This window comes from Treponema vincentii, assembly GCF_010365865.1.
GTDB lineage: Bacteria > Spirochaetota > Spirochaetia > Treponematales > Treponemataceae > Treponema.
On sequence record NZ_CP048020.1, the window covers coordinates 2,864,732 to 2,889,531 of the forward strand.

The following is a 24,800-nucleotide window of genomic DNA, read 5'->3' on the forward strand; positions in this document are numbered from 1 at the left end:
TCGTAGCCAAAGAATGAACACGGATGTTCATTCTTTGGCTATTCTCCGCTATTTTTTGGGTGAAAATTTCTTTTTCAGCATTGCTTCTACAATCGGCGGCACCATAGTCGATACATCACCGCCGAAAGCCGCAAGCTCCTTAATTGAACTGGATCGCAGCACAAAAAATTTAGGATCAGGCACCAAAAATAGCGTTTCGATCTGCGGGTTCAAGCTCTTGTTCATCATTGCCAAATCGAATTCATATAAAAAATCATTATCATTCCTGACGCCGCGGATCAGAACATCCGCTTTAATTTTTTTTGCATAATCGACAATCAGCGAATCCCACAGATGTACGGAAACATTATTCCACCGAGAAACTAGCTGCTGAATAACATCCAATCGTTCTTCGCCGGAAAAACAATAATTCTTATTTTTATTTACAGCAATAACAACATGAATTTCGGGAAAAAGCTTTTGCGCCCGCTCGATAATATTTAAATGTCCGAAAGTAGGAGGATCAAATGAACCTGCAAAGACAGCTTTTACCATACTGAAGCATATTCCTTTATTTTATAACGATAGAACACCGCAAAAAGCTCAAGGCCAATTTTTAATGGTGCTCGATATTCTATTGTATCGCATAAAAAAGTAAACCGCAAATAGTTTTTGTGTCGTAAATAGCTTTTGGCACTACAAATAGTTTTTGCTTCGGTGCAGTCACCCTGGTATCTGTCAAGAAAATGTTTGGCAGAATCCGGATTTTGTGTTATACTGATTTCGTATGACTTATGCATCTTTGTCTGCAACGCTCTCAATGCCATACACACCCGAAGATGGAAGCAATTCAGCCGATATTGTAGTATTCGATAAAGACGAATACGCCGTAATCGACCAGATCTTAAAAAGCTTACAAGCTTATGCTCCCGGGGTACTGAGCAACATTGCAAACTGTATTACAACATTAGAACAAGTGGCCATGGCTGTCTCCCGTTATCCTTCGATACAACGCAGCACTGTTCTTGCAGGAGAACACCGATCGACAGAAACATTAATAGACACACTCTGCAGCAGCGCCCCTTCCTCACGCTTGCTCACTTTACCGACAAAGGTTATTCTCGGTAAAAGCTTTCTTATTGCAAAATTTCAGACATTTTCCGCACTCACCAAAATAGCGATGAACGCTTTTTTTGAAGAAAAAGATATCCAAGCGCTGCGACGAATTACATTGCGCTCTATGTTTGCACTCATGGTCGAGGATGTGTATACAATGCTCCTTGATAATGCCGATCTTCAGCATGAAACACGAAAAGAAATAGCGGAATTATTGACGGAATTATGGGAGCATCGACTGGACGAACACTCATCATCCTTTGCCCCTGTTTTGCACAAGGTTTGGGCAGCGCGGAATAAACTTGCACCGAACTTCGGTTCCATGCTTGGCGTAAGTGAACTCTTTTTGCTTTCTATGGAGCTGGATGAATCGTGGGAACGGTTTATGATTGCAAAATTGGCAGACCCTGAAATCGGCCAAGCACTGGAAGAATTCTTATTCGGTATCTCTTATGAAAAGATCAATTTTATCCGCAATATTTTGAAGGAAAGAAAAGTTTCTGCCCTCAGCAGAGACGAAGCATATAATCTACTCGGCTTCAAAAGAGAATTTCCGAGTGATGATCCGCGCGGCTTCTATGCTTCTTTTATTGACCGGAAAAAACAACGCCGAATCGCGCCGGAGACTCCAAGTCTCCGGCCCCAAGCGAACACTCGAAGACCTCTACATCCAATTTATTTTTGAAGAAGGCTTAAGCGATACATAATACGGCTGTTACAGCGCAAGTTTTAAATCGCCGTCTTTAATCCATCCGATTTTCCGCAACGGCACGGTAAAAAAGAATTGTGAGTACGGCGGGAGCGATAATGTGCAGCAACAAGATAGAAAGGTAGATGCTTGCGGTGCTGTGCCCGGTTCCACTCATCGCCGTCAGCGCGCCGATTTGGCCGACTAATCCGCAAGTTCCCATACCGGAGCCGATAGGGGTATTTTCCAACTTTAACAGCATAGTCGAAACCAGTCCTAGTACGGCGGAAACGGCGATCGGCGGTATCCATATTCGGGGATTCTTAATAATATTCGGCATGTGGAGCATACTGGTACCGATACCGACTGCAAAGCTGCCGCCAAATCCGTTATCACGATAGCTCATCACCGCAAAGCCGATCATCTGAGCGCAGCATCCCGCCGCAGCCGCGCCTCCTGCAAGCCCCGAAAGAGAAAGCATCATACAGAGCGCCGCACTGCTAATCGGCAGCGTAAGAATGATCCCAACCAATACCGCAAGGCAGATACCCATCAGGAACGGACGCAGAGTTGTCGCTGTCATAATAACACCGCCGAGCCAATTCATACATGCAGACATATACGGCCGGCCCGAAAAAGACGGCTATTACGCTTCCGGAAAGAATGGTTACCATTGGCGTCACAATGAGGTCGATCTTTGTTTCTTTTGAAACCAGTTTCCCCAGCTCGGTACCGACAATGGCCGAAATAAAAAGCGCCGACTGCACCGCCGAACATATTACCGGCATACCCGACAATAGAGGCGGAGAACAAGACAAAGGTGTGTGCTTTAAGCGAGTGCGCAACGGCAATACCGATGGCGGCTCCCGTCATATCGCGGCATATCGGCCAAATGGTGTCGGTCAAAAAGGTAATATGCAGCTGCTGCCCTACGGTTCTCAGGATTGTTCCGACAAGCAAGGATGAAAAAAGTCCCATTGCCATTGCGCTCATTGCATCAATAAAATACCGCTTACCGGAAATCTCTATATCTTTCTTTTTTAAGAAAAACTGTAATTTGTTCATATCAAGACAAATCTCCCTTATTCGTGCGGAGAGTTTAATCCCCTGCACTATTTTTTACAAGAAGGAACCTCTAAAAAAACAATCGAGATTTAGAGATGCTCATAAATAGGATAAACCGCATGTACGGCGGCGGAAAAAGCGCCGGCGTTTTTCTTTGTTAATGCATATAGTTTCAGTTCTCCGCGTTTGCCAATCACTGCGCCGCCCGTGTCGGCAATTCCGGCATCGGTTTCTGCAGCCGTTCGGTTGGGCGTCTTTTTTGTATTGCCAATAGCGAGGACAGCAAAGCCTCCGTAGGATTTACCGCGGGGACGCAAGGGGCTACCGGGATTGACAGCCGTAACGCCGCCGAAACATTCGATACTTTGAATATGCGTATGCCCGTATACGGCGATGGTGCAGCCGAGGCTTTCAGCTGTCATGCTCAGTTTACGCCCGTCAAGCTCAACATGGTGCAAATGTCCGTGCGCCAATAAAATATGCTGCCCTGCGATCGTCTTTTGCTGATATACCGGCAGCCCGAATGGCTTCGAGTTTTCGCTGTCGGGAAAAATCGGCGGATAGAGCTGGCTATCGCAATTTCCTTGTGCCATAATAATAACCGGTGGAACGGTTATCAGGCCGGTGGTAGCTTCGCGCACAACGGTTATGATATCCTGAGCGCCGTCTCCGGCAAAAAGGCAAGCTTGGCATTCCTCGCTAAAATTCGATAGAATCCACTGCACTGCATCCACTGCTCCGTGCGTGTCGGAAAGCAGCAGAATGGAAGCGGTATCCGCTTTCTGCAGCCGGTTACAGAAAGCCCCGTCCGCAATAACGCCATTCTCGCAGCAGGTAAAACGGTTCATTGTTTTTCCCCTACGGCGCTCATTTCCAGTTCTTCGCTATCTGCCCGCCCGCCGGTCGAAGGCGACGTCAAAATAAGATAATTATATGAACGGATATTCAGTTCAGGGTCTTTATAGGGCTGCAGCACATACGGTATACCGCCCCATGCCGCTATTCCCTGCCTTTTTAATACGTCGACCGTTGTTGCAACTGCCCGCGCAAACCGCGGGAACGGCTCCTGTTCCGGCAACTCATCGATTTGTTCTACAGCGGTTACGGCACAGAGCACCAGCGTCTGTACATCATGTGCGGGGATATCCACCGCCCTGTCGGCCTTTGCAAACGAGTCGGGCAGTTCAAAGTCCACAACGACATCGCTGTAGGCTTCGAGCGGCAAAATCTCTTCTACCGGCAACAGGGAAAAAATATGCAAGTCAGGGTATTTTTCTTTAGCGATACGCAGTATGCGGGCGCCGCCTTCGGGAATGCCGATAGAAATGAGCGCTTCAACAGGTTGTGCCGCAAGCCGTTCGGTGATCATCGAAAGCCGCGGCTGTTTTGTCTTAGCGGTCATATCGCTGTAGCTTAAAATATGCAGATTTACCTTTAGGCTCTCCGAATCATAGATTTTCGAAAGATAAGTAAAAAGGTCTGAATATTGATAAAAATCCTTTCCCAGCACAAAGAGAAGTCTGTGGTTCAATTCTTTTTTTTGATGAGATTGCCCGTATGAACCGCTTTTCTCGCCGCAGGAAACAGCAAAGGCGATTATGGCAGCAATTAAAATTATGAAACCGGTACGGATAATAGTTTGCCTCAAGAAGCGGCGCAGTGCCCCCTCGCTCCGCAGATATGCGGGATGCACTGCAACCGGGGAGGATATCTCAGTATTTTTTCTCATAATCAAATCCGCAGCATTTAATTTGAGGCCGCGATTCCTTTTAAAAAATTACGCAAAATAAAAGCAATCAACATTGTCCCTAAAATCATGATAAGGGAAAGCGCGTTGATCACCGGCGAAATACCGTACCGCACCATCGAAAAAACATAAAGCGGCAGCGTTGTAGAACCGGGGCCTGACACAAAAAAAGTAATTACAAAGTCTTCAAGCGACAGGGTAACCGACATAAAAAAACCGGATAAAATGGCCGGGAAAATCGCCGGGATCACCACTTTAAATAAGGTCTGCCGCTCCGTTGCACCGAGGTCGTGTGCGGCTTCGACAATTGAAAAATCGAATTCTTCAAGGCGTGCGAGCACCAGCAAAAACACAAAGGGCAAACAGAAGGTAATATGTGCAATAATAATTGAAAGAAAGCCGAGCGGTATGTTGATTGCCGAAAAGAAAATCAGCGTAGACATACCGATAACAACTTCCGGCAGCACCATCGGGAGAATACTTACCGCTTGCACATACCCTCTACCCCGGAACCGGTACCACTGTACACCGAGCCCTGCAAAGGTACCAATAACAACGGAACAAAATGCGGAAACAAAGGCAATAAGTATGCTGTGCCAAAATGAAGTCCATAGTTTTTCGGATTCCAAGAAAAGTGCGGCATACCATTTGAGCGAAAAGCCCGACCATACAATCGCCTTGCCTTCGTTAAAAGAAAACACTGCGATAATCGCAAGAGGTAAAACCAAAAACAGCAGCACAAAGGTCAATACCGTAGAAGAAAACCAAGAGCTATTAAGATTCTTATAGGCACGACGGGCATGACGCGCCGGTTCGGAATCCCGCTTGCTTTTCCCGAATTTTTGAATCAACCGCCGATACGGGCTTTTTACCGGACTATGACGGTACGGAACCGGTAATTGCTGTTGAATATCTTGCGGTATATCAGACATGCTCACTCCTTATCATCACTATTTTACAGCCTGCTTTTCTTGCTTAAAGCTGGCGTACATCATCCAGAGGACACCGGCAGCGCTCACGACGGTAATAAGCACCGAAAAGGCTGAGGCGAGCGGCCAATTGCGGATCTTCGTTACTTGATCGACAATCAGATTACCGATCATATAAGAATCCTTACCGCCGACAAGGAGCGGTACGGTATAAGAACCGAATACCGGAATAAAGGTAAAGATGACGGCGGTTAGAATTCCGGCACGGATATTCGGCAGCATAACCTTAAAGATAGCCTCTGTTTTAGTAGCGCCGAGATCGCGTGCCGCTTCCAACAGCGAAAAGTCAAACTTGTCGATTGCCGAAAAAATCGGAAAAATCGCATACGGGATAAACATGTATACCAGCACGAGTATCACCGCCTGCCGGTTATATAAAAACGGAATGCTTTCCGTAATGAGGTGCAGTCTTTTTAAAAGCCCATTGAGGAAGCCTTGAGTACCGAGTATCGAAATCCATGCATTAATTCTAATCAATGAGTTTGTCCAAAAAGGAATGATAATCAAAACCAAAAAGAACAGCTGATGCTTACTCCGTGCAATTGCATATCCGGCGGGAAGCGCCAGTAGGATGCAAATCAGCGTTACCGCAATACTGACACAGAGCGTCCGCACAAATAATAGCCCGTAGCTTGCGGTAAAAAGCTGTATATATGCGCTGAACGTGAAATGCCGTACAACTCCGCCGTATAATCCTTTTTGAAGAAAACTATACACGCCGATGATGAGAAGTGGCAGCACAAAAAAGACGGTAAACCATGCTGCCATCGGAAAGGTATACAAAAAGGCGTACCGCCGCCGGGAATGATCTTGTACCATAGTCTTATATACCTTTATGTTAAATCTTCGACGATGTAGCCGTCATTGGCCGCCCACGAAACATATACCGTATCCTTCCACTCGATTTCCGGCCCGTCTTCAAGATAATTTTGATGCTGCTTAAAAACTTGTACCACCGTACCGCATTCCAACTTTACAAAAAACTTAGACTGAAAACCGGAATACACCGGTTCTTCAACTTCCCCGCGGAAAACATTCAATTCCTTTGTCAAAGAAGACGGCTTTTCCAACGAGATGCGGATTTTTTCCGGCCGCACGGTAAAGCATACCGGCTGCCCCACTTCGGTTTTATCGTAGTCGGTAATCTTAACCAAAGTTCCCAGCGCCGGTGTGTCAAGCGTAACCATAAAGCCGTCCGTATGCGGCTCGCACGCAACCACGGTTGCATCAAAGAGGTTTGTTTCGCCGATAAATTTTGCGACAAAAGCTGTGGCAGGCTGTTCGTAGATTTCATACGGACTACCGATTTGCAGCACCTTCCCTTGATTCATCACTGCAATACGGTCGGAAACGGACAGCGCTTCGCTTTGATCATGCGTTACAAAAATAAAGGTAATGCCGATTTGGTCGTGCAGTTTATCAAGCTCAATTAAAAGATTTGCCCGTAACTTTGCGTCCAATGCGGAAAGCGGTTCATCCAAGAGCAGCACCCGCGGTTCATTAATCAGCGCACGGGCAATGGCAACCCGCTGCTTCTGCCCACCGGAAAGTTGGGATGGCTTTTTGTAGATATGCGCATCAAGCTGCACCAAATGCAGATATTCTTTAACCTGCCGATCAATTTCTTCCTGCGGGCGTTTGCGAATCCTAAGCGGAAAGGCAACGTTTTCATACACTGACAGGTGCGGAAAGAGCGCATAGGTTTGAAAAACGGTATTCGATTGCCGTTTGTGAGCTTCTATGCCGACAATATTTAGCCCATCAAAGGTTATAATCCCCGAATCCGGCTGTTCAAATCCGGCAATAATGCGCAGCAGCGTTGTTTTTCCGCAGCCGGAAGGCCCCAACAGCGAAAAAAACTCCCCGCGCTTAATGTGGATAACCGCATTATCCACTGCATGAAAATCACCAAATGTTTTTGACACATTTTCGATTGAAATTTCGCACCCTTTCACTGACGCATCGCGCCCCCTTCAGCTTGTTATAGGGCACCTCTAAAAAACGTTTAGCCGATAAGCGAACTTTTAGAGATGACCTACTATATTTGAAACATTTAGCGGTTTATGTCAATATATAAATTTGTTCGTTCCTCCAATTGTATAAAGCAAAAAAAATCGATATAGTCCTTTCATGCTTGAATTTTTAGCGCTTTGCGCAGTCGGCGCCGAGCCGATCCTTTCAAATGAATTAAAACTGTTAGACTTTAAACCGGTTAACCGATTGCCGGGACGTGTTTTTATTACCCCTACGCTGAAGGAGCCGGAAGTTGTAAGCATCATGCGTGCAAACTTTTATCTCCGCACTGCGGACAGGCTCTATCTCGTCCTGAAAGAATTTGCCGCTGATAACTTCGATACGTTGTATGACACCGTTGCCGCGGTGGATTGGCAGCGTTTTTTTTCCAAAGATTCCAAGATAACGGTAGACAAGGTGAGAACCTTTAAGAGTAAACTCGCTTCCGAACATGCAGTGCAGCGAGCTGTTCATAAGGCGGTATGTACCGCGCTCTGTTCCGCATGGAAGATGGATGTATTACCGGAAACGGGGAAGGAGTACAGCATACGCATATATATAGAACATAACCGCGTGTATCTGCTGCTCGACCTTTCGGGAGAGCCGCTACACCGGCGGGGATACCGCTTAAGCGGAGGCACCGCGCCGATGAGAGAAACGCTGGCGGCTGTTTTGTTGCAGTGTATGCAATGGAAACGGAAGCTGCCGCTGCACGACGCTTTTTGCGGGTCGGGTACCATCCCGATTGAAGCGGTGTGGTATGCCTATAATATTCCGCCCGGAATCGGCCGCAGCTTTGCCTTTGAAACCTTTGCCTGCTATTCGTCTAAAAAAGACCGGCAGCTCATTGAAGAAGAACGCCGGCGCGGTACGCTCAATATCCGCACGGATTGCTTGGTACGGGTGAGCGGTTCCGACAACGATCCGGAGGCGGTGCGGCTTGCGCAAGCCAATGCAGAGCGTGCCTGTATGCTTGCAGGTAAAGCGCTGCAGCGGATTGGAAAAGATAACCGTATCCCGCGCCCCGAATTTATCCAAGCTGATTTTAGCGAACTTGCCGCGCCGTATCCCGAAGGAGTGCTTCTTTCCAATCCGCCTTACGGAGACCGCCTCGGGGATGAACAGGAAGCAACCGCGCTCTACGAAAAAATGACGTCCATTCCGCACGAGTTTCAAAACTGGCGCTTAGGTTTTATTACCGATAAACCGGCTTTTGCGGACATATTCCTGCGTGCAGGCATTACGCTCAAAAAGCGGCCGTTAAAGAGTGGCAACCTCGACACCTGCCTGTATTATTACGGGTTGTAGAAAGGTTTTATATGCAGGCATTTTTTTCTACCATACATACCGTTTTTACCGGCATCGTGTTGCAAGCGGTGCCGTTCATGCTGCTGGGAGCGCTTTTGTCCTCGACGCTATACGCTTTTGTTCCCGACCGGCTGCTGATCAAGATTTTTCCTAAAAAATACGGGATCGGCTTTTTAACGGCGCTCTTTGCCGGAGCGTTGTTCCCCGTCTGCGAATGTGCTGCCGTTCCATTGATGCGCAGCCTCATTAAAAAAGGTGTCGCGATGCCTATCGCGGTTACTTTTATGCTTGCTTCCCCCATCGTCAACCCTATTTCGATTGTTTCGACCCTGTACGCTTTCCCGCAACAACCAGCCGTAACGTTCTATCGGCTGTGCTTCGGGCTGACAATTGCCTTCGGTATAGGATTGATATTGCTGTTCTACCCTGAAGAAAAATACTTAAAGGAAGATTTTGATAGGGAACCGGCAGCGCAGCCGCACATCTTTGGCGGCGTGGATGTGGATACAGCGTTTCGCCTTGCAACAGGCAGAACAAGTGCGCAGAACAGCAGTAGCGAACCTCAATCAGACAATTTCGGCGACACCGCTGCAGAAAGCAAACTGCAATGGCTGCAAGCAAAAGTATACGCCCTATTGATGCACACCTGTTCGGAATTTTTTACCGCAGGCCCCTTTTTAATCCTCGGTGCGTTTACCACCGCGCTGATACGCGCGGCTGTGCCTCAGGAATTGTTCAGCATAACAAGCGGCAGTGCGGCAGGTTCGCTTCTTGTGATGATGTTTTTCGCCTTTGTATTTTCCGCTTGCTCCACCTCCGATGCTTTTATCGCCCGCAGCTTTTTAAACAGATTTCCCTCCGGTTCAATTCTCGGTTTTTTAGTATACGGCCCGATGATGGATATAAAAAATTTGTTTATGCTGTTATCTTTGTTTAAAAAGCGGTTTGTGATAGAACTTACCCTTATTATCACGGCAATCAATTTTATCGGGATTTCATTGTTAATGCGATTGGTTTTATGATTAAAGAAGCTTCGGAGAAAATTTCCCAATATTCCCCTTGACTTTTTATTTAAATGGGTATATTATTACCGCCATTACGGGGGCGTAGCGAAGCTGGTTTATCGCGCTGGCCTGTCACGCCGGAGATCGCGGGTTCGAGCCCCGTCGCTCCCGAAGAAGCTCACCGCGCAAGTGGTGAGCTTTTATTTTTATAATCGTTAAGATATAATCACACAAACGGGCAGTAGCGCAGGGGTAGCGCGCTTGGTTCGGGATCAAGAAGTCGGGGGTTCAAATCCCCCCTGCCCGATCTCTCCTAAAGTTGAAAAAGCAAAAAAATTTATCAGCAGCATTCCATTTGAGATATTGAGTAGATTACAAATTAAGACTATAGTTCCGCTATGCGGCCGTGTCGCTTGTTTTCAATATTTTTTATCATTTTTTTCCTCTTACCACCAATACTTTTAGCCCAAGGCGCAAAGCCTCTCGATACTGCTGACAAGACAAAAAAATTTCCGGTAAGCGGATTTATCGCATTTTCGTTCAACACCATGATTGCCGAAAGTCGCGAGTATGTGTGCCGTTATGATGCCATTCTAAGTGATCTAAAATGGCCGCTTACACCTTCGGCTTCTTATACGATTCACGGCGGCGTATATTTCCCGAAAGGGATTCATCTTGAAGGGAATATTTCATTTATGCAGCCGATGGCTACCGCACCCATGACCGATTCGGACTTTGAGGGGATTCTGACGACTCCTCCGCAGGCGGGAATAACCAAATTTTCCAAACATAACTGTACAATTATTAACGGGCTAAGCTGGATGGCAAAACTCGGTTTACAGTTGCCGATGCCGCAATCAGCAGCAATGAGGAGCGCCGGTATTGCAGTGACAGTAGAACCGATGCTCAGTTTTTACTACTCAACAATCAGCTGGCATTCTTACGGCGGCTATCTGCAATATGCAGAAAAAAAGTTTGACGGAACGTATGAACCGTGGAGTCCGGCATTACCTAGGATGCCGCATATAGGATCGGCAATATCATACCGTCAACAAGTAATGATGCCCGCAATAGGAGTCGGTTTTGAAGCAACGCTCCCTCATAAACTAACGCTTTTATCGGATTTTCACCTTACTGCCGATATTACAGCTTTCGCAGAAGATATCCACCATGCTGCTAATATGCGATATATTGACATTCTGGGCGGCGGATGGGCAATGCACGGTAATCTCCGGTTACATTGGAACTGCTTGCCGTTCCTTTTAGTATTCATTAATCTTTTTTATCAGTATTGTATAACAATGGAAGGTAGTAGTATTATTTATAATGACATCACCTCAACTAAGCCAAGCTCCTATACACCGCCCAATTCCGCAGGCACGTCTTTACGCGGTTGTACTTGCTCGATCGGGTGTGCCTTCCGGATAGGCCGGTAACCATGCAGCAGATGGGGCAAACGCTCGGGCAACGGCTTGAGCAGCGGATGAGTCAAAGTCAAATCCAATCGCTGGATATATTGGCAATGCCGACCGTCGAACTTCGAGAAAGAATTGCGGAAGAGCTTGCCGAAAATCCTGCCTTAGAGCTTGTCCACGGAACACAACAAATACCTCCTACATCAACAGATCAGACAAAACTGCTCGAACGGAAAGAACCGTACTACCGCAACGACCGAACATCGTCAGCCTTTTCGACGGAAGCAAGCGACGTATTCCAGACTTTCTTAGAAAATATTCCGGCGCCTCAGCAGCAGAGCTTACAAAGACACCTTTTGGAACAACTATTTATCCACAAGCTGGATCCGCTCACTCTCTCTTTTGCCGAACGAATTATTGGAAATTTAACGAATGACGGTTTCCATGTCGTTCCGCTAAACGAACTTTTTAAAGAGGAGCTCTCTAAAAATAAAGGCGAAAAAAGCATTGCTTTTACACGGCATAAAATATGTCATGCATTATCGATTATTCGACAGCTTGACCCTATTGGATGCGCAACGCAGGATTTTAAGCAAGCACTTTTAGTTCAAGCAAAGATATTATTCCACAAGAAGACCAAAATCGACCCTGTTTATGCTTATACTATCGATATTTTAGCAAATCATTTTGCTTATCTGGAAAAAGCTCGTCCATATTCACTCGCCCGTGCCGTCAATGAAGATCCGGCAATTCCTTATAAACTAACCCAAGAGAATGCGGAAGATATTTTGTCTCTAATCGCCTCACTTAATCCTTTCCCGGGAAGGGGTCTCACCACAGATATAACACCTGATGAGTATATTGTTCCGACAGCCACCATCGAACGAGATAACCAAGAGTTCAGTATAAAAATAAATGATTTTGAAGTGCCGCTTCTTACCATCTCGCCTGAATTTCAGAACTTAATAAGCCATACGAAAGATACCACCGATAAAACCTATATAAAGGAGCAAATTCAAAAAGCGAAAGCTTTTATCGGAAGTTTAAACCAGCGAGAAAGAACAATTGTCGATGTACTGCGTAAAATTGTTTCGGCTCAAGAAGCTTTCTTCTTAACCGGTGATAAGAGGCAGCTGCTTCCACTGACTCAGCAACAGATAGCAAGAGAACTGGATATCCACGAATCTACTGTATCAAGGGCTGTCGCGGGGAAATATGTACAGTGCCAGTGGGGTACTTTTGAAATTCGATACTTTTTTACCAATTCGGTAGCGGTACAGCCTCAAATTTCTTCGAAATCCAATACTTTCGTATCAACCGGTATCCCCTCAACACGAGAAGGGGTAAAAGATTGTATTAAAGAGATACTGATCGAACAAAGCGCAAAAGGCTCAAAGATTTCAGATCAACAAATTTCCGCCTTATTGCAGGAGAAATATGGAGTTTCCATTGCTCGCCGTACCGTTGCAAAATACAGGAAGGAACTTGACATCGGTTCGTCATATAATAGAGCCTAATGGTTCAATCCAATTCTTGACAATTTTCTGTTTTTTACGCTCTAATGATGTTTACGCAATAGAAAGGCTCTACGAAACAACTTTTTTAGAGGTTTCTCTAATTTGCAAAAACATGTTGCAATCTATCTCTTTCAAGCGAGGTTCATGTATGAAACTAAATCGCATCGTTTTTTTCAGCTATCTTATATTTTTCAGTTCTTTTCTTTTTGGTCAGACGGAAAATACGGCTATGCCAGACCCCAACAATCCCAATTGCATTTATGAGAAAGCACAACTGGGAAAATTCGTTATCCACATGGCAAAAATTACGACGCCATCCAAGGGTTCGGCTCCGGCAGTTGAAGTGCTGTTTAATCCCGATTTCCAATGGGAACCCTGTCTTCCTGATGACGGTTGGGGGAAGGCGAATAAAACATATCGTTACCATGAAGACGAAGTTCCCGGCACTGCCGTTTTTTTCAGCATCACTAATAAGCTGAATGATGTAACCTATTACCGCATAGAAGGCGTTCATCCTTTTGAGTTGCCTTTGTATGATGATCCAACTGAAGCGGAGATGCTCAAACGTTTTATCTTCTTTAAATTTACAGCTTATGCAGCAAAAGGCGGATATTTTGAAAATTATCTTAACAATTTAATGTGGGCAGTTGATACCAACACAAAATTACTTTACGCGTATGGAATGCCAAGCGATTATAAAAAAATAATCGGAAATAATTATATTCCGCAAAACTGGCTTCCGTACGAAACACATCCGAATACTGCCGATTCAAAATTGAAATTTTACGAGTACGATCCCATCGGTTTTATTTCTCTTGAAAAAGATTATGATTTTTTAGGTGTAAAAACGAATGTACATTTATACAATTGGTGGAACGAATCCGTCGGAGCCGGTTCTTCTATGAAAACAGTAAAACAAAAGCGCTTTATGCCGCGCATTTCAGATGAGGCACTCGAAGACTGGAGCATTCGCGATGCAGCAAAGCCGGTACGCTCACCGTACAGGCGACCGTCTTAAGGGAGCCATACATATATTACATCCAATTAAAATGAAAACTGATATACTGGCGTTTATATTACTTGATTGGAGAAGCAGTATGACATACGGGTATATCAGAGTAAGTACGGATAAGCAGACGATTGAAAATCAGAAATTTGAAATTACCAATTTTTGTAAACAGGAAAAATTGAGTGTAGATGGCTGGATTGAAGAAACTATTAGTGGAACAAGAAATTATGATAAGCGTAAGCTCGGGGAGCTTTTAAGGATAATCAAAAAAGATGATTTAATCATTTGCGCTGAGCTTTCTCGTCTTGGACGTAATTTGTTTATGATTATGGAAATCCTCAACATTTGTATGAAAAAAGAATGTAGGGTCTGGACGATTAAAGACAACTATCGGCTCGGCGATGACATACAGAGTAAGGTGTTGGCATTTGCGTTTGGTTTGAGTGCAGAAATAGAACGGAATTTGATTAGCCAACGGACGAAAGAGGCGTTAAAACTGCGAAAAGCAGAAGGAGTAATATTAGGAAGAAAAACAGGATCAAGAAATGTTCATCTCAATAAAAAATGTTTGCAAAACCATAACTTTATTTTAAGACAATATAATAACGGTGTAAGTATTCCGATAATTGCCGAAATAATTGGTGTTGCAAAAGGTACGCTATATCGCTATTTAGCTTATACTGAAATTAGATTGCCGGAAAAAAAAGAAAATGATACATGGATACGAGGTATTTATTAGACCTAAAATATCCTCCAATTTTTGAAGACGGATATTAAAGCACGATATCAAGGATATACGTTCTTTTTTAAGGAGGGATTTTGTTGGAATAATTAATAAATTTTAAAATGCAACTTAAACAAAGTTAAAATAAATGTCGGTCAATGTGTGGTATGTCATGGACTTTATTAGAAAATATTCCGAATTATTATCTTGTATGTGTCTTGAACTCCGACTTTATATTCGATTATTATCGAGAATTTATAAATAGCACAGTGAATATTCAAATAAACGATATCAGGCAGATTCCTATTATTATACCAAATAATAAAAGTTATTACAGTTCAAATACCTTTCAGGAAGCAATTGAAATTAAACCAGTTTATGGTATCTGGTATATCCTTTGAGGAAAATAACCTATTCAACAACAACTTGATAAACTAGTTGAAGAATTATATTGCATATAAAGTATTAATGAATGTATTCAACTGTTTTCAATTTGTTGAATAGGAATTAACATCTTATCAGAAGCGATATACCAGATAAAACGGACTTCTTTTATTTCAATTGCTTTCTCATAGATATACTTGAACTGTAATAACTGTTTATTATTTGGAATTATAAGAGGAATTTGTCTTGCATCATTGATTTGAAATGTTTGTGTATTATTTATAAATTCTCGATAATAATCGAATATAAAGTTGAATTAAGACACATACAAAATAATTCGGAATATTTTCTAATAAAGTACTTAATACATTACTCATCATTTACGTCATTTCATTTTAACTTTGAGTAATCTTGCATTTTAAAAGTTTATTAATGTCAGTCCAACAAAATCCCTCCTTAAAATTAAACTGAGGATTTCTAACGACGGGCATTCCGACACCTTTTTTGCCTGAATTAGTCTTCAAAAATTGGACATTTTCTTTAGACCAAGCAATTGCAAAAGGTGTTTCCAAGTACCAGCGATTTCCATCTTTATCACCTTTGTCGTATAGAACATAGAAGGGCTTTTTTGTATCAATCCCATTTTCTTTTTCATCATCCGTGAGTTTTTCTACATCTGCAATTTCCTCCTCCTCAATGAGTTTATAAATATAACCTTGTCCAAAAATATCACGCCCATATTTTTCTTTTATGGAATCAAATTTTTCTGCTATTTCACTTTCAGAAAGACTTGTTAAATATTCTTTAGGATTTATATTGCCTAATTCTTTTGCCAATAGTGGTTCAGCCTTCATCGCTGCTATTAACTTTTTAGGTCTGCCATCTATAACAGTGTCAGCCCATTTTGAATTTTTTCGTATAGCAATATATTTACCATTGTTTCCAGTAGCAAGCCCTTGACCGCCTTCTGTCAGACATCCAAGAAGCGCGATATCACCAGGTTTTAAACTTTCGCGATATTTTTTCAATTCAACTGCATTTTCTGCAATCTTTTTACTGGTCTCGATTTTATTCCACCATTGATCATAAAGCTCCTTTACTTTGGCTCCATATAATTGCCAGATTTTTAAGTTTTTCTCTGTAGGTTTAAAAATTACCATATTTTGGGTGTTTCTATATATTTCTTGCAGAACGGGTGCAAATATTATTGGCTTGTGTAGATTTTCAGATCCGTCAATAAATTTAATAGTATTTGATTTTTCGAACTGAGTATTCGAAATTTGAATAATACACGTATCAACAAGAACTGTCTCAAATGGATTTGCGGTATCAAAGATATATTGAATATTTTTATCAAGAATTAAATTGCGCATATTTCGCTTTGTTTGAGTTGTCCAGAAAGTTTTTGGAATAATATAGTTCAATGAACCATTGTTTTTGGTAAGCTCTAGCCCTTTAAATGTAAAAAGATTGTATGTGTCATCGTTGAATCCGAATTCTGCCTCATACATTTTTTTTGCTTCTGCGGGAATATCTTTTGTCGATATATACGGAGGATTCCCTATAACGATATCGAAGCCGTCTTTTATATCAAACATCCATTCCTTGTCAAAAAACGGACTAACAGTAGTTTGATCATACGGATTCCATGCCGCAAGTTGCCTGGCTTCTTCTTGATTATATATCCTGTCTTTTGCGAGTAAGTCTGCTAAAGATTTCCGTAATTTTTTATCTTCTTCTCTGCATTCAGCTTTTGCTTTTGCTGTAGCCGCATTAAAATGTGCATGACGTACTTTTTTAATATCTTGTTTTATTTTGTTAATTTCGGGATCTTCAAACAAGGCAGATTGTTCGCTTTGCTTTTTGCTGATTAATGTATTTGCCACAACGAATTTAGTTTCAAGGTTCGGCAGCGGATCAAAGCCGTAGTTAGCTGCTATGCTATTATTTTTTTCCTGTTCGCAAATAAGACTTATAAAGAATCTGAGCTTACAAATTTGTACGGCAATCGGCTGGATATCAACTCCGTACAGACAGTTTTCAATTAATGAAAGTTTCAGTTGATAAACCGACTTTTCATCGTCTTTTGTACCGCCGCACTTTTGAATGATTTGCACCATTCGATGAAGAGCGCCCATAGGAAAGGCTCCGGAACCGCAGGCAGGATCCAATATTTTGATGTTTTTAACTGCTATTATGATCGCTTCTTTATTGCATTCGTTATATGAATCGATATTGTTGTCAAAAAGAATCTTTGTCTGGTCATCTGTCATACCTTTTACATTTTGTAAAAGGTATGTTTTGAGCGATTCATCAACCATAAAATCGACAATTTCGCGAGGCGTATAAAACGAACCGGAACCTTTTCTGGCCGTTTTGCTCGTTTCGGGATTATATGTACCTAAGAGGTTTTCAAATACTTTACCGAGCAATTCAGGATCAAGGGCGATCTGCACATTACTCGGAGTATTTTCTTCTACAGTGAAATTATATCGGTTAAGAATATGGATAAGCCCCTCATGTCCCCCGTCATCTTCTTGCCAAAACAGATGATTCGGTATAAACGCCATCCAATACGGCTCACGGCTGAATCCGTCCCTCAATACTTCTATATTCTTTTGTTTATTCTCATCATCTTTAAGCGCATCCAGGCATTCGAATAAACCGCCGTTTAAAAAAGGAACCGATTTAAAATGGTCAATGATTTCTTTATTCGTTTTTTTAAAGAAAGTTTTTTTACAGTTATCGCGGTAATAATTCTTTACTCCGAATTGTTTATTAAAGCTTTTGCTTTTATCATCCGCAAAAGCACGGTCTTCTATCTTTCTATTTAAAGTTGCAAAGAAAAGATTTTGAATAATTGCATTGTAGTAATTGCCTGATTTTTTATTATTCGGATTAAAGTCGGTAAGGATATTTTTCAATTCGTTAATGTCAAAAATCCAGGATGGGATCAGTTCTTTTTGCTTAATAAACCAAACGAACATCAGCCGCGTGATAAGGCGTATAAGATTTATTTCGTTGTTATCCCCTGATTGTTTAACATTAAAACCGCCTTTTGTATTTTTTGTCGTCTCTCCGATTGGGAATGTAACAAGTTTTAAAGCCCATTCATACCAGTTAAAGAGTGCTTTATAAAACTCTTTACTCAAAGCCTCTACACTAAATGCATCCAGCATATCATCAACAGTTATAGCAGACCCCTCGTTGGCTTTTTTTGCCAACTGTTGGAAACGCTCTGCGATAGTTCGGCAAGGATGTTCTGTTCCGCACAGATAAGTATACCGCTTTGCGCTGGTGCTGGTTTTAAGGGTTTCAGCCCGGTGCACAAAACTTACCCGCCACTCATTCAAATTATCAGCAAAATGGAAAAAGATCAGAGCGGATGTATTATCTTCCATGATTGCTCGGATACAGTTTTGAATACTCACTCGGCTGCGTTTTAAGTGTACCGAAGACTGCACTGTTACATCGGCAAATGTTATGAAAAAGGTACCTGAAACTTGCGCTATGATTGACGCTTGTAAAATAGTCTGTTTATCGGATTCTGCTAAAGCAATTGGCGCCGTTTTTCGCAAATCTTTTGCTGTTTTGAAAATAGGAAGGATTATCTCTTCATATATCGTGTCTTTTCCGGGATAAGCTTGTTCAAAAATAGTGCGAAAGTCTGTCATAGTGTGTTCCTCTTTTCTTTATTCCGTGATAAGCGCTATTGAAAGCGCAGCATTTGTGTCAGTTCTTGTATTATTTTGTCGTGCTAATTGATAGAGTTCTGTAATAGCTACAATACTAGTAGCATCTCCCGTATCGAATAATGAGGGTGATTGAAAATTTGTTTTTAATACTTTTTTTGCTAATGCCGAATTATGATGGATAAGCGAATCTGAAATATCATCGAGCATAGCTCGCAATCCACCCGAACTGCTCTGTGTGTATAATTCTTGAATTTTACGCCGCGCTTGCGTTATCTCTTTGTTCTGTTTGTTTTTTCTTCCTCTAATAGTCAATGCTGCGCTTTGCTTATCTTTTTCATAGCATTCCATAATTGCTTCATGGAGATCCTTTAGTGTATCTCTATTTATATTGGTCTGTGCGGTATCAAATTGTATAAGCGGTTTTAATGCCTCAAAAAACTCCAGTTGGCTCACTTGTTTTACTGCTTCATTTTTAGAAGCGAGATACAAGAAAGATTGTGTAGTAGTTTTCCGATCAGTATGCCCATGTACAGCAGAAAAAGAACCGTGTTCTCCCGCTTTTATGGAAGAAATAGCGAGATCGTTTATGACTTTTAGCCGAGTGTATTCCTCCGGTTGCTCTTTTTGGAATACTTGCAATTCTGCAATAAACGGCATGATTGGAGATTCTTCATCATCAGCTGTTTCGTATATTACCGGATCAAAATGTCTTACTTCTTCTTTTGTTGAATAAATTTGAGCATCTTCCCCGAATAATTCATGAAATGCTTGCAATTTTATATATGTTCTATTTTTAATATTGATTTGTGCATCGCCTAATGTAGAAGGATAAAAATTATAATTCCATATTGTTTTTGCGTCAGTACCGATACGGTTAATTCGTCCAAGCCGTTGCATAAGACGTGTCGCATTCCACGGAGAATCATAATTGAGAATTGAATTTGCACGGTGCAGGTTTACACCTTCTGAAAGGACATCGGTTGTAATAAGTATCTGGTAGTCGTCGCGTTTTTCTCCTTTGTAATTTGCATCAAAATTTGCAGCAATAATATCTTTCATAACCTCACGATTCGCCGCAGTAATTGAAAGGACATTACACTGTGGTATCGGCATTTCGTCTAATTTTTGAACCAATGCGCTTTGTGTTGCAATACATTCGGTAAAAATAATTAACTTTCGGTTTTTATTTCTGCTTTTTTTTAGAAACTGATTTGCGGTTTCATAAATAAACGTACTCATTTTAGGATCAGAGGTTTGGATATCCCACTGTGCACATAACTTTTTGATAAGAAATAAATCATTACGCAACAAGGTAATATAGCTTTCATCAAAATCATCCCTTTTATATTCTCGATTGCTGCCTGTGTCATCATGCCCGGAATATTTTTTGTTTGCTTTTTTTGCTTTATCTGCAAGCATATCAAGACACTGTTCAAATTCATCATTGCTTTTAATAGCATTATTGCCGAGTTCTTTATTCACATCTAAATCGGGACAAATAAAAATACGATTTACTTCCCACATCTTAATCATGTTTTCCGTGTAACGGGAGAGGTTATGGAGTGATTCTTTAAAGGCCGCTTGGCTGCTTTCAAGGCGTTTAACAAGTAACATTTCCATCAGCTGAGCTAATCGTTCTGCCGTATTACTTACCGTTAAATTTTTTACTTCGTATAACACACGATGTTTTTCGTTTTTCAGAAATTCAATTGCTCTGTAACGGTAATAACCGAGCCCGTCTTTTCCTGCTTCGGTACCGAGCGAAAGGATTTGATTTCCCGATTCGTCTGTATCGATACAGCTGACTTGTGGGGCAATAATATTTATCGTACTATTAAAAAGATTTCCCAGTTCACCTTTCATTTCATAAGGAATAGCGATCGGTTTATTTATTTTAGGGAACGTTAAATTTTGGGTATTCATGTCATCCTGATAATATTTTTCAATGTCCGTTCTTGTTCGTCTGATTATCAGCGGTTCAACAATATGTTTGCGTATATCTCCATTATCTGCGATAAGATTTTGTTTATCCTGATTTAATTCATCCGGTGTCTTCTGAATTTTTATCCCATTCACAAGTTTATACCGTTGAATATATTGCTTGTAACGGTCTTGCTTTTCCTTAAAGTAGCGCTCAAGATCATTTCCGAATCCGCCGAGGTTACACAGGGTTGCATTTTTATGTTCGCGCTGGAACAAATAAATCTGATTCCGTAAATCATACGGAGCATTATTTTGCGGAGTCGCCGAAAGAAGCATTACATAAGGCTGAGGCTGTACGCTTCCTATTAAGTCATCAAGTTTTTGGTACATGAGAGTATTGTTGTTCCTAAAGCGATGACTTTCATCAACGACAATCATGCCGTATTGTTGTTTTTTAAATACTAAATCAAAATCATTTCCATCAACATAGTCATCACTCTCGCCGCTGTCATCAAGACGCCCGATTGTAGTAAGATTGATAAGCGGTTTGATTGTTTTACCAACTACTTCGTTTTTATCAAAATAGTTGATTGAATCAGTCCAGCTCTGATAAATGGCTGGAGGAGTGATAATTAACACCGGATGCGTAAAGTTCGTTTCTAAAAGATACCGCTTTACAATCATCAATGCAGTAAATGTTTTTCCAAGTCCGACAACATCGGCAAGGATAAAGCCATGATGCCGTTTCATAATTGAAAAGCCTTGGTTCACTGCGTGATTTTGATAGGTAAGCTGCTTGAAGTCTTCGTCATGGGGTATATACGCATCGGGGGAGATTTTACCGTCGCCGTTTATTACTTCATCAAATTGATCAATCAAAAACTTTATATAGGTTTGATAGGGAGAAAGTACGGTATACGGCGGTTCATGTTGAAGTTTAGTTGTATCTCCCATTTTTTCAGTTTCTATCCCTATCTCCGATTTTTTTAAGACCTCCTCCAAAAACGCTCGTGTCCAATCGGATGCTAATGCCCATTTTTCATTGAACCATGTAGTATGCCCTTTTGAAAGATTTATCCCGTCCGGCTTTGCCGAAATTATTTGGGTGTGTGTTTCAAGGTAATTCAGTTCTGAATTTTCTTGTAAGCCTTTTTGGGTAAAATTACTACTGCCGATAATCCCGTATGCGATGCCGGTTCCGTATAAAATATAGCACTTGGAATGGAAAAACTGCTGCTTATCATCCTCGGTTACACCGCGAAAAATGCGTATCTCTATTTTCGGGTCATTGAGGTCTTCATGCTGTTCTTTGCAAAAATCCAGTAAAAGCTGTACAGCGGGGGTGTATTCAGATTTTACCTTTAAATCGGCAAGATCGGTTTTGATAAAATCCTGCGGATAGTCGGCATCCTTATATTTGACATCGGCACTGTACTGTGCAAAAAGATACGGATCTTTTCCGATAAGAATCCGCACGCGTGTATCTGCCGACCGCTCTAAGAATGCTCGAAGTTCTGCTGCGATCAACTGTGTACCCGGAATGTCCCAGTACCCTGTTGCAATGTCGATGTGTGTAATGTCGGGGACCTTGATGAGTTCTTTAAGCGTATCAACAAGCTGTAAATGTTCGGAATTATCAATCAGTGTACTGTGTATAGGCATAGTCCTGTTCCTCGAACAAAAAGTATACCATAAATTTGCCCTATAAGAAATGTCAATTTTTTCATCTGTTTTCACACTTTTTTAAAAATTTTCCTTCTTTTCCCTCAAAATTCTTAGCCAAAAAGCCATGCATGTCGCATATAAAGATTAGTTTACAGATATTTAGGAGGCAAAACGATGAAAAAACTCTTTTTTCTTGTATCAATTATCTGCGCTCTGTGCGGAGCAGGGTGCGCAGGTTTTTCTAAACAGCCGATTTTTACCGAGATTATCGGCGAAGAAGCCGAACCCGTCAAAATAGTTAAAACCGTACGGACAGAAACCAATACCATACAGATGTACTTCACCGGTACAACGGAATTTCTTTCGGCGGAAATTTTTATCCCCGAAACGGGCGAAACGCAAACGTGCAGTGTCGAACCTATGGATATCCCCAACGACTTTACCGATTCCGAAGGGAAATCCGGTAAAGCAGATACCTACACTGCCTTTGCGCTTACTCCAACTGCTCCGATCGGAATCGGCACTCCTTTTGTACTGCGCGGTTCCGTATCGGATACAAAGCACAGCGTTCTCGATTTTGCGCTGCCGTTTGAGGGAGCCAATACGCGCCCTGCAAAACTGCGGATAACCGAAATTCGCCCGTTGTACAGCAGTAAACCGAAAAGCGAATTTATTGAGTTCATCGTAATGGAAAGCGGAAACCTGTCCAGCATCACAATCACGAATGTCGGGGATAAGCAAAACCCGCATTATCACTTCCCCGCCGCAGAAGTTTCCGCTGGCGAGACCATCGTATACCATTGGCGTTCCGTCGAAGAAGGTATCCGCGATGAACTTACCGCTAAAACTATTTCAGGCGGAACGCAATCATGCCCTGCTGCGCGCGATTTTTGGGGACCGTATACAAGCATTCCAAAACGGAACGCCAATGTCATCCTGATAAAAGCCGGAGTAAATGGCGATATTCAAGATGCCATTCTCTACTGCACCGAAAAAGAATTTGCCAAGCGAGGCGCAGCTCATGCATGGAACGATGAAGAACTGGGACGGGAAGCGGAAGCAGCCGTTGCAAGTGGCGTATGGCGAGGCGGCGCCGTTTTAAAGTCAGCGGTTATCGCGCCGATAACCGCCTCAAAATCGTTAGTACGCGATGCAAAGTCCGGCATCAATAAAGCCGAAAGCTGGGCACTTCGCGATTCAAAAAAGGTTACAATGGGAAAACCGTATTAACACACCAAAGATATAGAAACTTCAATACAATTGTTTACAAAGGAGTTATACGTTAAATTTGAAGAACATAATATCCCCATCTTGAACGACGTATTCCTTACCTTCTTGGCGATAGCGGCCGGCTTCTTTGATTTTTTGTTCCGAACCGTATTTCAAGAAGTCTTCAAAACTGTAGACTTCCGCCTTGATAAAGCCTCGTTCAAAGTCGCTGTGGATAACACCGGCTGCTTTGGGGGCGGTATCTCCTGCGTGGATAGTCCATGCGCGGCATTCGTCTTTCCCGGCGGTAAAGAAGGTACGTAGCCCGATTAAATGATATGCTGCATGGGCAAGAACCGATAAGCCTGAAACCTTGAGCCCGATCTCTTCCAAAAAGGCGGCTCGTTCTTCCGCATCGTCGATATCGGCAAGCTCCGCTTCAAACTTTCCGCAGATAACGACGGTTTCAGCTCCTTCTTGTGCGGCGATTTTTTTAACCGTTTCGATATACGCATTCCCGTTTTTTATTCCGTCCTCATCGACGTTGCAAACATACAGCTGAGGCTTCATCGTAATCAGATGTGTGTCGTACATCACGGCTTGCTCTTCATCTGTTAGATCGGCATTACGTGCACCCTTTCCATCCTGCAGTAACGGCTTGATTTTCGCAATAGCGCTCATCGCAATCGCCGCTTCTTTCTGCATATCTTTACCCATACGGGTTGCTTTCTCCGCTCGTTCTGCTCGTTTTTCCAGCGATGCAAGATCGGCAAGCGCGAGCTCGATATTGATGGTTTCGATATCCGATGCGGGATCAATTTTATTGTTTACGTGAACGATGTCGGGATCGTCAAAGCAGCGTACGACATGTGCGATAACGCCTACCTCGCGAATATGAGAAAGAAACTGGTTGCCGAGTCCTTCGCCTTTTGAAGCACCCTTTACAAGTCCTGCAATATCGACAAACTCAACTGTTGCCGGAACAGTCTTTTTCGGTTCAAAAAATTTTGACAGTTTTGTGAGCCGTTCGTCAGGGAGATCGACGATACCGACATTGGGATTAATAGTGCAGAACGGATAGTTTGCCGCCTCTGCCGGTGCCCGGGTCAATGCAGAAAAGATGGTGGATTTACCGACATTCGGCAGCCCGACAATACCACAGTTTATAGCCATAGGAGAACCCCTTTAATCAATCATGTTCAGTTAAATAGAAAGATAGTTAAACCTTCCTTAAAATTCAACAGCCGAACAAAATATCAATTTTGGAGACTGTTGAATTCGTGCGCGCAACGCGCATACGTCAATAATCGACGTTTGTGTAAGCAAACTCGACGTGTTTTTAAGCGATAC

General features: G+C 42.5%; 17 protein-coding genes, 2 tRNA genes and 1 pseudogene. 10 read left to right on the forward strand and 10 right to left on the reverse strand.

The window, feature by feature from the left end; all coding sequences use genetic code 11:
* Positions 1 to 48 precede the first annotated feature (48 nt).
* Positions 49 to 534 (reverse strand): pantetheine-phosphate adenylyltransferase, encoded by a 486-nt coding sequence (gene coaD / locus GWP43_RS13605; protein WP_162664606.1) that lies wholly within the window; start codon positions 532 to 534, stop codon positions 49 to 51.
* Between the two features lie 232 nt (positions 535 to 766).
* Here coaD and GWP43_RS13610 point away from each other — a divergent pair, with 232 nt between their 5' ends.
* Complete coding sequence (locus GWP43_RS13610) at positions 767 to 1,780, forward strand: hypothetical protein (protein WP_230977734.1); 1,014 nt, start codon at positions 767 to 769, stop codon at positions 1,778 to 1,780.
* Positions 1,781 to 1,810: 30 nt separating this feature from the next.
* Here the strand turns inward: GWP43_RS13610 and GWP43_RS15470 are convergent.
* The 6 genes and pseudogenes from GWP43_RS15470 to GWP43_RS13640 form a co-directional block, all read right to left on the reverse strand.
* Positions 1,811 to 2,848: pseudogene (locus tag GWP43_RS15470) on the reverse strand (PTS transporter subunit IIC).
* A gap of 89 nt (positions 2,849 to 2,937) precedes the next feature.
* Positions 2,938 to 3,696: a YfcE family phosphodiesterase gene (locus tag GWP43_RS13620; RefSeq protein WP_162664607.1), complete on the reverse strand. Its 759-nt coding sequence runs from the start codon at positions 3,694 to 3,696 to the stop codon at positions 2,938 to 2,940.
* On the reverse strand, positions 3,693 to 4,577 hold the full coding sequence (locus GWP43_RS13625; protein ID WP_162664608.1) for a hypothetical protein: 885 nt from the start codon (positions 4,575 to 4,577) through the stop codon (positions 3,693 to 3,695). The genes GWP43_RS13620 and GWP43_RS13625 overlap by 4 nt, the downstream gene beginning before the upstream one ends.
* Before the next feature lie 17 nt (positions 4,578 to 4,594).
* Positions 4,595 to 5,527 carry an ABC transporter permease gene (locus GWP43_RS13630; protein WP_162664609.1) on the reverse strand — a complete coding sequence of 311 codons (933 nt, stop codon included), beginning with the start codon at positions 5,525 to 5,527 and terminating at the stop codon, positions 4,595 to 4,597.
* Between the two features lie 18 nt (positions 5,528 to 5,545).
* Complete coding sequence (locus GWP43_RS13635) at positions 5,546 to 6,403, reverse strand: ABC transporter permease (RefSeq protein WP_162664610.1); 858 nt, start codon at positions 6,401 to 6,403, stop codon at positions 5,546 to 5,548.
* A gap of 14 nt (positions 6,404 to 6,417) precedes the next feature.
* A complete protein-coding gene (locus GWP43_RS13640; protein WP_162664611.1) occupies positions 6,418 to 7,539 on the reverse strand; it encodes an ABC transporter ATP-binding protein in 1,122 nt (373 codons plus the stop codon).
* A 175-nt stretch (positions 7,540 to 7,714) separates the two neighbouring features.
* Here GWP43_RS13640 and GWP43_RS13645 point away from each other — a divergent pair, with 175 nt between their 5' ends.
* The 8 genes from GWP43_RS13645 to GWP43_RS13680 all read left to right on the forward strand — a co-directional run bounded on the left by GWP43_RS13645 (position 7,715) and on the right by GWP43_RS13680 (position 14,589).
* On the forward strand, positions 7,715 to 8,905 hold the full coding sequence (locus tag GWP43_RS13645; RefSeq protein WP_162664612.1) for a THUMP domain-containing class I SAM-dependent RNA methyltransferase: 1,191 nt from the start codon (positions 7,715 to 7,717) through the stop codon (positions 8,903 to 8,905).
* Between the two features lie 11 nt (positions 8,906 to 8,916).
* Positions 8,917 to 9,927, forward strand: coding sequence for a permease (locus GWP43_RS13650; RefSeq protein WP_162664613.1), 1,011 nt, complete (start codon positions 8,917 to 8,919; stop codon positions 9,925 to 9,927).
* 78 nt (positions 9,928 to 10,005) lie between these two features.
* Positions 10,006 to 10,080, forward strand: a tRNA-Asp gene (locus GWP43_RS13655).
* Between the two features lie 64 nt (positions 10,081 to 10,144).
* A tRNA-Pro gene (locus GWP43_RS13660) sits at positions 10,145 to 10,216 on the forward strand.
* Between the two features lie 106 nt (positions 10,217 to 10,322).
* A complete protein-coding gene (locus tag GWP43_RS13665; protein WP_230977737.1) occupies positions 10,323 to 11,345 on the forward strand; it encodes an omptin family outer membrane protease in 1,023 nt (340 codons plus the stop codon).
* Positions 11,309 to 12,841: an RNA polymerase factor sigma-54 gene (gene rpoN / locus GWP43_RS13670; RefSeq protein ID WP_230977738.1), complete on the forward strand. Its 1,533-nt coding sequence runs from the start codon at positions 11,309 to 11,311 to the stop codon at positions 12,839 to 12,841. Before GWP43_RS13665 ends, rpoN begins: the two co-directional genes overlap by 37 nt.
* Before the next feature lie 148 nt (positions 12,842 to 12,989).
* The gene (locus GWP43_RS13675) at positions 12,990 to 13,859 is read left to right on the forward strand and encodes a hypothetical protein (protein WP_162664615.1); all 870 of its coding nucleotides are present in this window, start codon (positions 12,990 to 12,992) and stop codon (positions 13,857 to 13,859) included.
* A gap of 79 nt (positions 13,860 to 13,938) precedes the next feature.
* Positions 13,939 to 14,589, forward strand: a complete 651-nt coding sequence (locus GWP43_RS13680; RefSeq protein WP_162664616.1) for a master DNA invertase Mpi family serine-type recombinase — start codon at positions 13,939 to 13,941, stop codon at positions 14,587 to 14,589.
* Positions 14,590 to 15,353: 764 nt separating this feature from the next.
* Here the strand turns inward: GWP43_RS13680 and GWP43_RS13685 are convergent.
* Together GWP43_RS13685 and GWP43_RS13690 are read right to left on the reverse strand one after the other, a co-directional pair.
* Positions 15,354 to 18,632, reverse strand: a complete 3,279-nt coding sequence (locus GWP43_RS13685; protein WP_162664617.1) for an Eco57I restriction-modification methylase domain-containing protein — start codon at positions 18,630 to 18,632, stop codon at positions 15,354 to 15,356.
* Positions 18,633 to 18,650: 18 nt separating this feature from the next.
* Entirely contained in the window at positions 18,651 to 22,238 is a 3,588-nt protein-coding gene (locus GWP43_RS13690) for an SNF2-related protein (RefSeq protein ID WP_162664618.1), read from the reverse strand.
* 177 nt (positions 22,239 to 22,415) lie between these two features.
* Between GWP43_RS13690 and GWP43_RS13695 the strand changes: the two genes are divergently transcribed.
* Positions 22,416 to 23,471 (forward strand): lipoprotein TP_1001-related protein, encoded by a 1,056-nt coding sequence (locus tag GWP43_RS13695; RefSeq protein ID WP_162664619.1) that lies wholly within the window; start codon positions 22,416 to 22,418, stop codon positions 23,469 to 23,471.
* Positions 23,472 to 23,516: 45 nt separating this feature from the next.
* On the opposite strand, the gene ychF is transcribed toward GWP43_RS13695, so the two are convergent.
* Positions 23,517 to 24,623 (reverse strand): redox-regulated ATPase YchF, encoded by a 1,107-nt coding sequence (gene ychF, locus GWP43_RS13700; protein WP_162664620.1) that lies wholly within the window; start codon positions 24,621 to 24,623, stop codon positions 23,517 to 23,519.
* Positions 24,624 to 24,800 lie beyond the last annotated feature (177 nt).